The organism is Candidatus Eisenbacteria bacterium, from assembly GCA_005893275.1.
Lineage (GTDB): Bacteria > Eisenbacteria > RBG-16-71-46 > SZUA-252 > SZUA-252 > WS-7.
This window is the reverse complement of sequence record VBOW01000014.1, coordinates 145,064-158,849: the sequence shown is the minus strand read 5'-3', so window position 1 is coordinate 158,849 and position 13,786 is coordinate 145,064. Positions and strand designations below refer to the sequence as shown.

12 protein-coding genes are annotated in these 13,786 nt (G+C 66.6%); 10 read left to right on the top strand and 2 right to left on the bottom strand.

All coding sequences use genetic code 11. The annotated features are described in order from the left end of the window. The 10 genes from E6K76_02300 to E6K76_02255 form a co-directional block, all read left to right on the top strand. A partial coding sequence (locus E6K76_02300; GenBank protein ID TMQ60483.1) for a type II secretion system protein occupies positions 1-400 on the top strand: 400 nt, incomplete at its 5' end. 165 nt (positions 401-565) lie between these two features. Then, positions 566-1,609, top strand: a complete 1,044-nt coding sequence (locus tag E6K76_02295; GenBank protein ID TMQ60482.1) for an ABC transporter ATP-binding protein — start codon at positions 566-568, stop codon at positions 1,607-1,609. Then, positions 1,606-2,373: an ABC transporter permease gene (locus tag E6K76_02290; GenBank protein TMQ60481.1), complete on the top strand. Its 768-nt coding sequence runs from the start codon at positions 1,606-1,608 to the stop codon at positions 2,371-2,373. Before E6K76_02295 ends, E6K76_02290 begins: the two co-directional genes overlap by 4 nt. Further along, entirely contained in the window at positions 2,370-3,032 is a 663-nt protein-coding gene (locus E6K76_02285) for a hypothetical protein (protein TMQ60480.1), read from the top strand. The genes E6K76_02290 and E6K76_02285 overlap by 4 nt, the downstream gene beginning before the upstream one ends. Continuing rightward, the gene (locus E6K76_02280; protein ID TMQ60479.1) at positions 3,032-3,805 is read left to right on the top strand and encodes a prepilin peptidase; all 774 of its coding nucleotides are present in this window, start codon (positions 3,032-3,034) and stop codon (positions 3,803-3,805) included. Before E6K76_02285 ends, E6K76_02280 begins: the two co-directional genes overlap by 1 nt. 168 nt (positions 3,806-3,973) lie before the next feature. Beyond that, on the top strand, positions 3,974-4,507 hold the full coding sequence (locus tag E6K76_02275; GenBank protein ID TMQ60478.1) for a prepilin-type N-terminal cleavage/methylation domain-containing protein: 534 nt from the start codon (positions 3,974-3,976) through the stop codon (positions 4,505-4,507). A gap of 11 nt (positions 4,508-4,518) precedes the next feature. Continuing rightward, positions 4,519-4,902, top strand: a complete 384-nt coding sequence (locus E6K76_02270; GenBank protein TMQ60477.1) for a hypothetical protein — start codon at positions 4,519-4,521, stop codon at positions 4,900-4,902. Then, positions 4,818-7,172, top strand: coding sequence for a prepilin-type N-terminal cleavage/methylation domain-containing protein (locus tag E6K76_02265; GenBank protein ID TMQ60476.1), 2,355 nt, complete (start codon positions 4,818-4,820; stop codon positions 7,170-7,172). Before E6K76_02270 ends, E6K76_02265 begins: the two co-directional genes overlap by 85 nt. A 20-nt stretch (positions 7,173-7,192) precedes the next feature. Next, complete coding sequence (locus E6K76_02260) at positions 7,193-8,506, top strand: hypothetical protein (GenBank protein ID TMQ60475.1); 1,314 nt, start codon at positions 7,193-7,195, stop codon at positions 8,504-8,506. A 32-nt stretch (positions 8,507-8,538) separates the two neighbouring features. Next, positions 8,539-9,846, top strand: coding sequence for a hypothetical protein (locus E6K76_02255; GenBank protein ID TMQ60474.1), 1,308 nt, complete (start codon positions 8,539-8,541; stop codon positions 9,844-9,846). An 80-nt stretch (positions 9,847-9,926) separates the two neighbouring features. On the opposite strand, the gene E6K76_02250 is transcribed toward E6K76_02255, so the two are convergent. Together E6K76_02250 and E6K76_02245 are read right to left on the bottom strand one after the other, a co-directional pair. Further along, positions 9,927-12,083: a hypothetical protein gene (locus E6K76_02250; protein ID TMQ60473.1), complete on the bottom strand. Its 2,157-nt coding sequence runs from the start codon at positions 12,081-12,083 to the stop codon at positions 9,927-9,929. Beyond that, positions 12,080-13,609, bottom strand: coding sequence for a DUF2723 domain-containing protein (locus tag E6K76_02245; GenBank protein TMQ60472.1), 1,530 nt, complete (start codon positions 13,607-13,609; stop codon positions 12,080-12,082). Before E6K76_02245 ends, E6K76_02250 begins: the two co-directional genes overlap by 4 nt. Positions 13,610-13,786: the final 177 nt, after the last annotated feature.

Below are 13,786 nucleotides of genomic sequence, written 5' to 3'. Positions count from 1 at the left end.
CAATCAGAAAGGCTTTACGCTGATCGAGCTGATGATCGTGGTTGTGATCATCGGGATTCTCGCGGCGATCGCGATTCCGAACTTCATCGCCATGCAGGACCGCGCACGCGAAGCCAGCGTGAAGGCGAACATGCATAGCTTCCAGCTGGCGATCGAAGACTTCGCGGTCAAGAACACCGGCACCTATCCGGTGGCCGCGGACAACGCCGCCGTCCTCGCCAACTTCCCGAGCGGTGCTTGGCCCAAGAACCCGTTCACCGGCGCGAACAGCGCCGCGACGTGGGGCGCGGACCCGGGAGCTCAGGGGATCTTCGGTGCGAACCCGGCCGCGACGACCGGCTACACGATCAAGGGCTACGGCAAGACGGCGCTTCTGTCTCTGACGTTGACCAACGGCTAATCGCCGATCAGGTAGCGGGCGGCAGATCGCGGACCAACGCGACTGCCGCCTTTTCATTTTCATTCACGATAGCCGGGTTGGGAAGCCGTTCCAGGCGCGTGGCATGGCATTTGCGATGCGCCCGCGTGGCATGGGGAACGAAGACTCCGGGGGGAACTCGCGACGATGAGCCGAGACCGGGACGACTCGCGCGGTTGGGCGGCCGAGGTGGCCGCACGGAGCCCGCTCAAGGAAGTGGCGCCGCTTCCGAGAATTGAATTGGATGGCGTTTCCAAGGTCTACCGGGACCCGATGACGTTGAGACCGTTCACCGCGGTCGACGGCGTCTCGATCCGCCTGGAAGAGGGCGAGATCTTCGGCCTCCTGGGGCCCAACGGTGCCGGGAAGACCTCCACCATCAAGATGATCCTCGGGCTGACCCGGCCCACACGCGGGACGATTCGGCTCGAAGGCCGCGATCCTCAGGATCCCGCGGCGCGGAAACGCCTCGGGTACCTTCCCGAGAATCCCTGCTTCTACGACCATCTCACCGCGCGGGAATATCTGGGGCTCGTCGGCGCGCTGTTCGGCATTGAGGCCCGAATCGCGCGCGCGCGCGCGGAGGCCCTCCTGGAGCGGCTGGGGCTGGGCGAGCATGCCCGAAAGCCGCTTCGCAAGTTCTCGAAGGGAATGACGCAGCGCCTGGGACTCTGCCAGGCGCTTCTGAACGAGCCTGGCGTCCTCGTCCTGGACGAGCCGATGTCGGGACTGGATCCGATCGGCCGCTCCGATGTGAAACACATCCTGAGGGAAGAGCGCGACCGCGGCGCCACGATTCTCATGACCTCGCACGTGCTGGCCGAGACGGAGACGCTCTGCGATCGCATTGCGATCCTCCATCACGGTCGCGTTCTCGAGATGGGATCGGTCAAGGGTATCCTCGAATCCGATGTTCTCGAGTGGGAAATCACCGTCGAGGCCCTCCCCGAGGAGAGAGGCTCGCTTCTGCGCGCGGCCGGGCACCGCGTGGATTCCGTAGGCTCCTGCTGGATCGTGCGCGTCCAAGATTCCGGGGCCTTGCAAGAAATCCTCCGCGCTCTGACCGAGGAGCGGGTGGTCGTCCGCGCCGTCGAGCCGCGGCGGCAAAGCCTCGAGGAATACTTCGTGCGCGCGCTCGAAGCCGACGGCGCGGGAAGCGGCCCCGGAACGAAAGGCCCGGGTCGCCGATGAGCCGCGTCGTTGCCATCGCGCGCAACACGCTCCGGGAGGTCATGCGCGAGCGGGTCGTCCTCATCCTGGCCCTCTTCGGCTTGGCGCTCGTGATCGGCTCCCAGGCGCTCTCCCCGCTCGCTCTGGGCGAAGGTCGCAAGGTCGTGATCGACTTCGGGCTGGCGGGGTCCACACTCTTGGCGACCCTCCTCACCGTGTTCCTCGGCTCGAGCCTTCTTCACAAGGAGCTCGAGCGCCGGACCGTCTATGCCATCCTCGCCAAGCCGATCCGCCGGGAAGAATTCCTGGTCGGAAAGTTCCTGGGGCTTTGGTTCACGACGTCGATGCTCCTCGCCTCCATGGCCGGCATCCTGGCCGCGGTCGTCACCGTCGCGTACGGCTCCACGCCATGGACGGTTTTCGGCGCCGTCGGGCTCAGCGTCATGGAGCTCTCGATCGTGACCGCCGTCGTCGTCTTGTTCTCCTCGTTTACGACACCGGCTCTGACCGCGTTCTTCGCGGTCGCCGCCTTGGTTGCGGGCCACTTCGCCGAGGACCTGCGTTACTTCGTGTCGCAGGGCGCCCCGGCGGGGATCCAGGCGCTGGCCCAGGCGGTGTACTGGATGCTTCCGCACCTGGGGGTCTTCAATGCGCGCGGACTCGTGGTGCACGGCATCGCCGTGGAGCCGGAACGGCTCGCGTTCGCTTTCGCGTACGGTCTCCTGTACGCAAGCGGGGTCATGATCGTCGCGGCCACCATTTTCCGCCGGCGGGAGTTCCGTTGATCCCCAAGATCGATCGAGGCCTGCTCGCGGGGCTCGCGCTGGCGACGCTCTTCGTGGCGTCCGCGGCGCTCGTGCAGCGAGCCGCGCAACCCCGGCTGGGGAAGGTCCGGGAGGAGGAGCTTCTCTATTATCCGTCCGGATTCATGGTCCGCCAGGCGGCGATGGGCTATGAAACCGCTGCGGCCGATATCGCGTGGCTGCGCGGCATCCAGTATTACGGCGAGCACCGGCTCTCCGACCAGAAATTCGACATGATCGGCCACGTGATGGACATCGTGACCGAGTTGGATCCGCGGTTCGTCCAGCCGTACGTGTTCGGAGCCTTCGTGCTCGCGCAGGAGATGAAGAAACCCCAGCGCGGGCTCGAGCTCCTGAAACGCGGCCTGAGCGCGAACCCCACCGATTGGAAGCTCGCCTTCGAGATCGGATTTCTTCATTACGTCTGCCGGCAAGACGCTGCCTCCGCGGCGCGCTATTTCACATGGGCGAGCCGCATGCCGGGCCATGATGAGTACGTCGAACGCTTCGCCGCGTTCGCCAATCAGCGGGCCGGCAACACCGGCATGGCGATTCTCCTCTGGAAGCACGTGTTCGCGACGGGGAACAAATACATGCGGGAAGTGGCGGGACGCGAGCTGCGACGATTGGAGGCGATGTGATGGAGGCCGGACGTTGGATCCAGGCGTCGGCGTTCGCCACCGGCCTCGTCCTCGGGAGCTTCCTCAACGTCGTGATCGCGAGGCTGCCGCGCGGTGAGTCGATCGTGAATCCCGCGTCGCGTTGCCCCCGCTGCAAGAAGGGGATCCTTCCCTGGGACAACGTGCCGGTGCTCTCGTTCGTGTTCCTCGGAGGGCGATGCCGCCATTGCCGGAGGCCGATCTCGTGGCGGTACCCGGCCGTGGAGCTTCTCTCGGGGCTCCTGCTCTGGCTGCTCGTCCAACGTGTGGAAACCCCGCTCCTGCTCGTGCCCCAGGCCGCGTTCCTCCTGGCGCTCCTCGCGATCGCGTGGATCGATCTCGACACGCAAACGATTCCCGACGTCGTCACGATTCCGGGCGTGGGCTTGGGCCTGGCCGCGAGTCTCTTCGCGCCGCCGGGACTCGCGGGCGCCCTCCTGGGCGCGGTCTGCGGAGGGGCGAGCCTTTGGCTCGTGGGCGCGCTCTACGAGCGCTCGACGGGCGTGCCGGGAATGGGAGGGGGCGACGTGAAGCTTGCCGCGATGATGGGCGCGTTCCTGGGAGTGGGCGGCGTCTTCGGCGCGATCTTCCTCGCGTCGCTCGCGGGCTCGGTTTTCGGGATCCTGCTCATCGCGCGCGGCAAAGGCTCGCGGCGCACCGCGATTCCCTTTGGAACCTTCCTCGCGCCCGCCGCGATCGCGCTCTGCCTCTACGGGGATTCCCTCTTTCGGCTGTACCGGTCGTTCCTGCCTTGAAGACTGTGCAATCTGCAAAGACTTGCCCCTTCCGGCCCGTCCGGGAACTGGCTGAGACGAGCCATGCCGCTGATGAAAGCCACCCTCGGAAGCGCTTGAGCCGGCGTAGGACCGGACCGGGACGTGACTTGAGCGCTGGCATGTCCCTTGCGTTCTAAGGTCGTACGAATGATCGTCCCGGGTCAGGAGGGTCCCCACATGTCGCCGTTCAATTTCAGAACGGCATCACGCCGCGGTGATGAAGCCGGATTCACGCTCACCGAGCTCATGGTGGTGCTCGTGATATTTGGAATCATGACGGCGGTGGCGCTCCCCGGACTCAACAAGTTCCTGCGCAGCGTGGATTTGAACGGCCAGGTTCAGCAGACCGCGACGATGGCCCGGGTGGTCCGGCAGCGCGCGATCACCGAAAACAACAATTACGTCTTCTACTGGGACGACACGGTGCAAGGTTTCGGATGGTACGACGACGACAACAACAACGGGGTCAAGGACGTGACCGAAAAGCGGAAGGACCCCGTCGCCTATCCGGCGTGGATCACGGTGGCGAATTCCGGAACCAACCCGTTCGCCTCGCCGATCACGACCTTCTTCCCGAACGGCAGCGCGAGCCAATCCGGAACCTGCATCTTCACCAATTCGGACGGCTACAGCCGGTCGCTCTCCGTCGTTCGGCCAACCGGGATGGTGACCGTCCAATGACGGGGCGCGCGATGCGACGGCACACGAAGAGATCGAATCGAACGGGCGACGGCGGATTCAGTCTCATCGAGGTCGTCTTCGCGTTGACCTTCCTGGCCGTCGGCATCCTGGCGGTCGCCGCCATGATCCCCGCGGGAACGCGCGGCGTGACGCAGAGCCGCGTGCTCACGTCGGGACTCATGACGGCGCAGGTGAAGCTGGAGGATCTCAAGGGAAAGCCGTTCGCGGCCCTCACGGTCGGCACCTTCACCGACACGACATCCGTGTTCACCCGGACCTGGACGGTGACCGACTCCGTGCCCATGGCCGGATGCAAGAAAATCGACGTCACGGCGCGGTGGAACGATTCGCACGGCGCCCAGACAGCTCAGCTGAGCAGCTACGTGACCCAGTGATGCGGCAGGGAGCGCCCGCAAACGAGGTGGAACCCGTGAATACCGAACGCGAGATACGCAGCTCAGGCTTCACCCTGGTCGAAATGATGGTGGCCTTGGTTCTCTTCACGGTCGTGATCGGCTCGATCTACTCGATCTACGTCCGCGGAGAGAAGTCCCAGCAGGTGGGCATCGAGCTTGCCGAGGCGACCCAGAACGCGCGGAGCGGAGTCGATCTGATCGCGCGGGAGCTGCGGTCCGCCGGCTACGGTGTGGATCCCGCGGTGCAGCCCGCGATCGTCACCGGGTCGCAGTACCGGGTCACCTTCGCCCTCGATTTGAACGGGAATCGCAAGATCGACATGGGTGAGGTGATCACCTACTTCCTCGACTCGAACACGAGCGACCCGATCGTCGCCTCGAGCCCGAATCCCTACGACTTCGTGCTCCGGCGCAGGATCGGCACCTCGGGCGATTCGCTCGCGACGCCCTCCGCCGGAACGGGCGAGATCGTCGCGTACGGTCTCACCCAGCGGACCGCCGATGCTGTGACGTCCAAGAACGTCCCGCTCTTCTCGTACAGGAACTCGGCGGGCGGCGCCCTCGAGCTGAAGGCGGGCACATCCGACGACCCGGCCGGCGTCTTCTTCGGGAAGACCGTGAGCAGCGCCGACTTGGGCAAGCCGCCCGCCCCGGGAGTCAAGAGCTCGGTGAAGACCATCGTCGTGAGCATGGTCACCGAGACCAAGCAGAAGAACATCGACAGCGGGACCTACGACCGCGTCAGCGTGGCGACCTCCGTCGAGCCGCGTAACTTCCCGTTCCTGGCGGAGGCCAACGCCTCCTACGCCGCGAACACCGGCGCGACAGGAACCGGTACCGGCACCGGCACGGGTACCGGCACCGGCACGGGCACAGGCACGGGTACCGGCACGGGCACAGGCACGGGGACCGGGACGGGCACGGGCACGGGCCTGCCGCCCAGCCAGCCGCCGATCCACCTTTCCACCGACCGCGTGCTCTCGATGGTGGTCACGGATCTGAACGAGCAGGACTCGCAGGAGGGCTCGGCCACGGTGGTGAACGGACAGCATGACCTCGACATCGTGGTCGGGACCAAGGCGAGCGGCGTGGCCAACATCCGCGTCTGGTGGAACGGGCAGCCCGGGAAATACACCGGCAACCGCTACTTCCAGGCCAACCAGAGCTACATGGGCAACGCCTCCTACGACGTGGCCGCGCTCGCCGCGGGCAACGTGGACAACTCCTCTCCCGCCGCGACCGACGTGGTGGCGGGCCTCATCAGCGGCACCGGCACCGGGCGGTTCCAGGTGTGGCAGAACCAGGCCTTCGGCGGCGTCACCGATACGCCCGGAAAGATCGGCGCCGTGGGGAATCCGACGACACCGAACGGAAGCTACTACGACAACCCCGGCACCGGAGAAGTGAAGGGCGTCGCGATCGCCGATCTCAACAAGGACGGCCATCCGGACGTCGTGCTCGGAACCAGGACCTCCGCCAGAAACGGCAAGGTGGAGGTCTGGTGGGGGAGCACGGCCGGCTCCGGCGTGTACAGCCACTCGACCGGGCAGGACGTCTACACCGCGAGCGGCGAGGTCCGGAGCGTCTCGGTGGCCGACATGAACGGAGACGGGTGGCCCGACATCGTCGTGGGGACCAAGACCGACAACGACGCCAATGATAAACAAGGGAGCGTGGACGTCTTCTTCAGCAACACGCTCTCCAACGTTCGCTTCACGACGGTGTACACCACCTCGGTCGGTGGCTCGGTCTACGGCGTCGGGACCGCCTTGATGGACAACGACAGCCGCCCGGACGTCGTGGTCGCCGTGAAGAACGGCGGCACCACAGGCAAGGTGGAGTTCTGGCGCAACAACGGAACGATGGCGGGGGCGCTCACGAAGAAAGACGAGGTCGCGACGCTGGGCCCCGCGACCGCGCTCGCGCTCGGGCCGCTCGTCTACAACAGCACGAACATCGATATCGCCGTCGGAACGGCCGGCGCCGGAGGCGGGACGCCCCCCGCGGTCCAGGCCTTCTTCTGCGACCCGGCGGCGGCGTCCGGGAACATCATCCCGAGCGTCCAGAGCTGGTCCGACGCCAACGCGGGAGGCGCCGTGAACGCGCTGGCGATCGCCCGGCTCGAATGCTCGCAGGATGTCCTGGCGCTCGACCCGGTGCCCGACATCGTGGCCGGCACCTCGACGGGAGCGAGCACCGGAGACATCGTGATCTACCTGAATCCGTATTCTTCGACCGTCCTTCCATGACGACAAAGGAGAGAAGCGCCATGCGGATCGTGAGAGGCGGGGCCAAGGGCCCCGCGGGGCCAGGGAAGCCGACCCACGGGGAGTCCGGGAACGCGATGGTCGTCGCGCTCCTGGTTCTGCTCATGCTCACGACGGCGGGCGTGGCCTACGTCGCGGTCACGAAGTCCGAGAAGCAGATCGCCGGCAACCAGATCACCGCGACCCAGGCGCTCTACGCCGCCGAAGCCGGGATCACCGAGGGTCTGCACCGGATGGCGTTCCCCGCCGAGTCGCTGAACTACATCGGCCCCGCGGGACTTCCGGTCGCGGGCTGGGGCCGCTACATCGTGATCGCCAACGGGCGGAGCGCGCTCGATCCCGACGGCCCGGCCCTCGAGACGGACGGGATGGACAACAACGAGAATACCCTCGTGGACGAGCCCGGCGAGCGATACCCGGAAGTGCTGACGAAGCAAATCGTGAACGCGAGCGCGCTGCGCTACCCGTATGTCCGCGTGGAGTACAAGACGCAGGGCGGCCAGCTGGTCCGCTTCGGAGACCCCGACCACAATCTCGTCACGCCTCCCGTGGAGAATCTCACCAACGGCGCCCCCGTGCTGCGTCTGACCGCACGGGGCAGGCAGGGAAACGCCGACAAGACCCTCGAAGCGGAAGCGGTGCGCTTCCCGCTCGTGCAGGTCGAGGGCGCCATCTGGACCGGAGGGAAGCTCGACTTCGACGGCAACGGATTTTTCGTGGACGGCCACGACCACCAGGCGACCGCGCCCCATGACACGCTTCCGGGGGCGTCGTCCGTGCCGGGTGTCCTATCCAGGGGACCCACGTCGGACGTGACGATCTCCGGCGCCCAGACGGACAACGTCTCAGGCCTTGGAGGCGACGGGAGCGTGAACCAATCCGCCTTCTCCTACGATTTCAACGCCATGTGGACTCAGTTCACCGCGATGGCGGACAACTCGTACACCGGCGATCAGGCCTGGACCTCCGGCAATACGGGCTTCGGCTCGCTGAACAATCCCAAGGTGACCGTCGTGGACGGCAACTTGAACGCCACGGGGATGTGGACCGGCGGCGGGATCCTCGTCGTGAACGGGAACCTCGACATGCGAGGCGGCTCGGAATTCACGGGGATCGTCATCGTCCTGGGCGACATGGATCTTGCGGGCGGAGGCCCCGCGGATGTGGCGCACATCATCGGCGGGGTCATCTACCAGAGCACGGTCATCAACGCCTCGAGGGTCCACGGCTCGGCGGACGTCTTTTTCTCGACCGAGGCGATCAACGCGGTCCAAACGCTGGCCAGATACAGTCTCGCATGGTGGCGGGAGCGCTGACCCAGGGACGGGGTACCGAAGGGGTGAGCACCATGGTTCGCAACCACCGCTCCATCGCGACGAGCGCGCGGCCCGACGCGGGCAACGCGATGATCGTCGCGCTCCTGATCCTGTTCCTCATGACCTCGCTCGGGATCTCCTACGTCGCGGTCACCAAGGGCGACAAGCAGATCGCCGGCAACCAGATGACCGCCGCCCAGGCGTTCGAGTACGCGGAGGCGGGAATCAGCGAATCGCTCCTGCGCATGTCCGACCCGAACGCGAAGCCTCCCGGGACCTACATCGGGGAGACGCCGCCGGGCGGCACCCCCGGGTGGGGCATCTACATCGTGAACGACCCGGGCAACTCGGGCCTCGATCCACAGTACAACGCCACCCTGAGCGACGGGCTGGACAACGATACCGACGCCGCCATTGACGAAGGGAGCGAGCACTATTCCGAGACGGGCTCGAAGCAATTCACCCTCCCCCTGGCCAGCCGGCTCGACTACCCCTGGACCAAGGTGCGGTACAAGCTGAACGGGGCGAACCAGGTTCTGCTCTTCGGGGACCACGACAACGACCCCACGACGCCCCCGCGGGAAAACACGGTGAGCGGGTTCCCGGAGCTGATCGTCACGGCCGCCGGCCGGAAGGGCGTCGGGGCGAAGACCGTCACGGTCGAGGCCGTCAAGTGGCCGCTCCCTCCGATCCAAGGCTCGGTCTATTCCGAAGGGGAGATCGGCTTCTCGGGCAACTCATTCTACGTCGACGGACACGATCACGATTTCGCAGCCCCGTACGACACGATCCCCGGAGGCACCTCGCTCCCCGGGATCTCGTCTCCGAACAACGCCGGCGCGATCGCGGGGAACCTAAACAACAACCAGGAGGATAATGTCCAGGGGTCGGGTGCCGATCCCAGCGTCCGGACCTCCGCGGTGAATCTCGACATCGCGGCGATCGCGGCGCAGTGGGCCCAGGTCGCGGACCTCACGTATCCCGCCAACCCCAATCCCGACCTCTCGACCTGGGGATCCATCGGGGACCTCAAGGTGGTGCACGTCCAGGGCGATCTCGACATCACCGGAAACGTCAGCGCGGCGGGAGTGCTGGTCGTGGACGGCGACTTCCATCTCGGGGGCGACTTCAACTACAGCGGCCTCGTCATCGTTCTCGGGGACGCGGACCTCAAGGGTGGCGGTAACTCGCAGAACATCGTGGGCGGGTTGATGGTTCAAGGCAAGCTCACCGGCTCCTCGAACCTAAAGGGCAACATCAAGGTGATCTACTCGAGCGCCATGATCAACCAGCTCTACTCGCTGACGCGCTACGAGATCTCCTCCTGGATCGACCAATAGGCGGCATCGCTCGGATCGGTCTCGCGCGGGGTCGGCCTCGGCCGGCCCCGCGTTTCGTTTCGGGCGGGTCCCCGCTCTCGCTATTGAAAGACCCAGTAGTGAAACGGCGCGTAGTCCCCGCCGTCCTTGGGGTCCTCGCGCCGGATCTCGATCTCGGGCCGCGCCCGCCCGATGAGCCTGCCGGGAATCCGGAACGCGGGCTCGATCCACGCGGTCTCCGATCGGGGGATCGTCCACCAGCCGGCCGTGGCCCCGTCCACGCTCACCCTGAGCCGGTTCGGAAACCAGGCGTCCGTCCGCATCACCAACGCGAGGTCCCTGCCGGCCACGGCGCTCACGCGGAATCGCTCCCAACCGAAGACTTTTCTTCCCGCGTCCGCGATCGGCCTCGTGGGGCGGTCGGCGTAGGCGTATTGCCGGAGGACGTCGCGCGGGAGCACGGAAGGATGGCTCCGCCACCGCGATCTCCTCTCGTCGTACTCGTACCCGTAGGGCTTCCAAGCATGGCGCTGTTCGTCCTCGAGCCATGCGAGGTCGATCGAATCGCGAAGCCTCATGCCCGCGATCTCCGGATGCGGGAGGACCATCGAGTCCGCGGGCGCAACGTCGATCCACTCGGCGGGATAGACGACCTTGTCGTCCTGCCCGCAGATCGTGTTGTACCCCAGGTGCGCGCGGAAGCTCTCCGGACCCAGGACCCCGCTCGATTTGAGATAGGGAAACCACTCCGGATAGATCGCGAAATAGGTCGGTAGTCTTCCGGGAGGGAGCCGTCTCAGCTTCTCGAACATGCACCCGATCCCCGAGCGATAGACCTTGGCAAAGCCTTCGGTCGTGAGCCCCAGCAGGTCCAGGGTCGATCGGTTCCCGTAGTAGGCGATCGCGCCTGCGTCGTTCATTCCCACGATGGCGTCTCGGGGAAGATTCTGCGCGATCCAGCGCCCGACCCGCACCTGCTGGTGGAGGATGTTCTCGCAGTTGTGCCCGTAGAACCGGACCACCCTGTCGTACTCCTCCGTCATGTTGGGCGCCCACGCCACGAGAGGCACCCCGACGATGAGCGCCGCCAAAGGGGCCCCGAGGCGGCGCGGGAGGCGGGCCCACGCGAGCGTCGCGGCGCGGGCGAGCCCGGCCGCGTAGCACGCAAGAACGACCGGATAGAAGCCCTGCTGGTAGCGATAGAGGTGCACCGACCAGGCGACCGGGAGCGAGTCGACGATGACCGCCGCCGGAAAGAGAAGGAAGAGAACGCGGCCGTCGGACCAGGGGCGGCGGCGGGGAAAGAACGAGAGAGCCGCGAAGAGGAAGACCGCGGCGGCGCTCGGAATCCAGTCCCGGGGAAGCGCGATCGCGCCCAGCTCGAGCTCAAGCCAGGAGAGATACGCCTTCACGATGGAGAGCCACACACCCGGTGATTCGATCAGGAACTTGTGACGGACGTCGGGATGCGGCTCCGAGAAGATCGACTTCGCCTGGGAGCTCGTGGATTCGATGGACCCGGAGACGGCGAGGTTGACGAGGAACGGAAGCGCGGCGGCCGCGAAGGGGATGAGGAGCGCGGGGCTCAGGAAGTGGGGGCCGCGGTCCGCGCGGGAGGCCCGCCACCGGTCGTGCGCCATGACGAGGCCCAGCACGCCGCACAAGATGGCCCCCTCCGGCCGGGATGCGGCGAGGAGGAAGAGAAGCCAGCGAAGCCGCGGGAACGTGGCCTCCTCGCGCTCGTTCAGGTAGAGGACCAGGGCCCCGAGAAGGACCGAGCCGTAGAGGGCGATCTCCATCCCGCTCATGTAGCCCCACAAGAGATAGGGGTTTCCCAGGAAGAGCGCGACCGCGAGGAGCATGCCGAGGCTCCCCGCGAGCAAACGTCCGAGGCGGGCCAGGAGGAGCGCGCTCGCAAGGAGCGCCACCGCCCCGAGCGCGAGCGCCCAGGCGATCGCCAGCGTGGGCCCCGAGTGCAGCCAATGCGGTGGGGCGAGCAGGAACGGCCAGAGAAGGCTCGTCGCTCCGGTGGTCGGGGCGTTCCCCCGGGTGTATACGAAGGGATGGCCTTCCGCGATGGCTCTTGCGTACTGCAGATAGATGAAGCTGTCGTCGAGCGGAAGCGAGAGCTCCCCGCCGGTGATGAATCGCTCGGCGCGAAGCAGCCGGCCGATCTGGTAGGAGAAGAACGCGACCGAGAAAAGTCCGATCAGGAGCGTCGCGCGCCCGCGCGCGAATCGGCGAAGCCCGTCGATCACCGAGCCGCCTCCCGCACGCGGTACAGCGGGAGGCGGGCGTCCCCCACCCGCTCGGTGCGGAAGATCGGCAGAAGCCCCGGGTCCTCACGCGTGAGGTAGATCGGCCGCTTGCGGATATTGCGCGCGATCAGGCGATTCATCATGAGATCCAGGTCGCCCGGATAGCCGGGGACGGAAAGCGTGCGATCGTGACGCGCGAGGTGATGCAGGTACCACGGCCAGACGAGGAGGTACTTGTACGCCACGACGAGGTCGGGGCGGCTCTTCTTGAAGTCGGTCGCTTTGTAAAACCAGAGCGAGAACGTGCGCCCGTCGTACTCGCTCACGATCAGCGCGTTAGGCTCCACGGCAGACAGGTTGTGCTGGGCGTAGAGATAGGGGGTCAAGTCCCCGGACGCATCGACCCGTTTCCAGTTCGACGCGAAGCCGAGGAGCGCTCCGCCAGCGAGGGCGGCGATCGAAGCGCCGCGCACCGCCGCGCGCCAGCGCGGCACGTTCCAGAGAGAGGCCCACCCCGAGCCGGCCAGGGCCGCCGCGATCCACGCCGCGGGCATCCAGTAGCCCACATCGTCCCCGATCGCGTAGACGGAGAGCAGGACGAGCGAGGCGAGGAAGGCGGTCCAGACCGCGGCGGCGGTCCCGGGACGGCGGATCAGCGCGAACAGGATCCCGACTCCCAACAGGGCGACCCCCCACCCGAAATCGACTCCCCAGCGTCCGGGGATCAGGTGCCGCATGGCCTCCGGCAGGCCTCTCGCGAAGAAGTTCCTCCCGTATTGGGCCCCGCTCAGGACCCACCAGAGCCGCCCCGGCGTGACCGGCGCCCCCCACGAAAATTCCGGATTTTGGGACGCCCGGACCGGCAAGAAAAGATCCAGCGTCAGCCCCCAGAAGGCGAGAACGGGCAAAAGAAGCGCACCCGAGGGGCCGATCTTATTCTCGCGGGAGAACCGCCAAATCCCGACGAGAAGCGCGGGTGCGGCGGCGAGCAGGAGCAGGTGATTGGTCAGCCCGAGGCCGAAGAGGTAGCTCGCGAGGAACAGGTAGCGGACGTCCCCGCGCTCTTCGGCGTTCACGAGCAGCCAGAGAATCGCTCCAAGGAACGCGGCGTTCAGCGTGTAGACCTCGGCGAGAACGCTCTGGCTCCAGGCGCCGCGCGAGGACGCATAGAGAAGCGCGAGGAAGCACCCGCTGAGCACGGCGCCGAGGCCGCGCCCTTCGGGCGGCGACAGGGAGTAGGCGAGCCTGACGAGGAAGTAGACGCTCGCCGCGCCGGCGATCGCCGCGATCAGGTTGATCCGGAAGGCGGTCGTCCCGAGTGGAAGGAACGTGGCGAGCCGCCCGAGCAGCACGAAAAGCGGATACCCGGTCGGGTGGGGGATACCGAGCGTCGCGGAAGCCGCGAGCAAATCGCCCGAGTCCTCCCCGAGATTCAGCCAAGCGACCGTGGGGGAGAGCGTCAGGGCGTAGGCCCAGAGCGCTGCGAGGGCGGCGACCCAGGCGGCACCCTGGACGCTTCGATGCATGAACGCACCGTAGCAAAGCGCCTCTCCGCGGGTCAACGACCCCGGAGGATCGGCGGTCGGCCGTGCGAAGAGAGATGGCGCGCTTGGAGCCGGTGGTTCGGAGGACGGCTCAGAGATGGCCGCCCGTGCGTGATGCAATGGCGGGTCGGGCCCGCATGGCAAAGCGCGCGGGGGTGG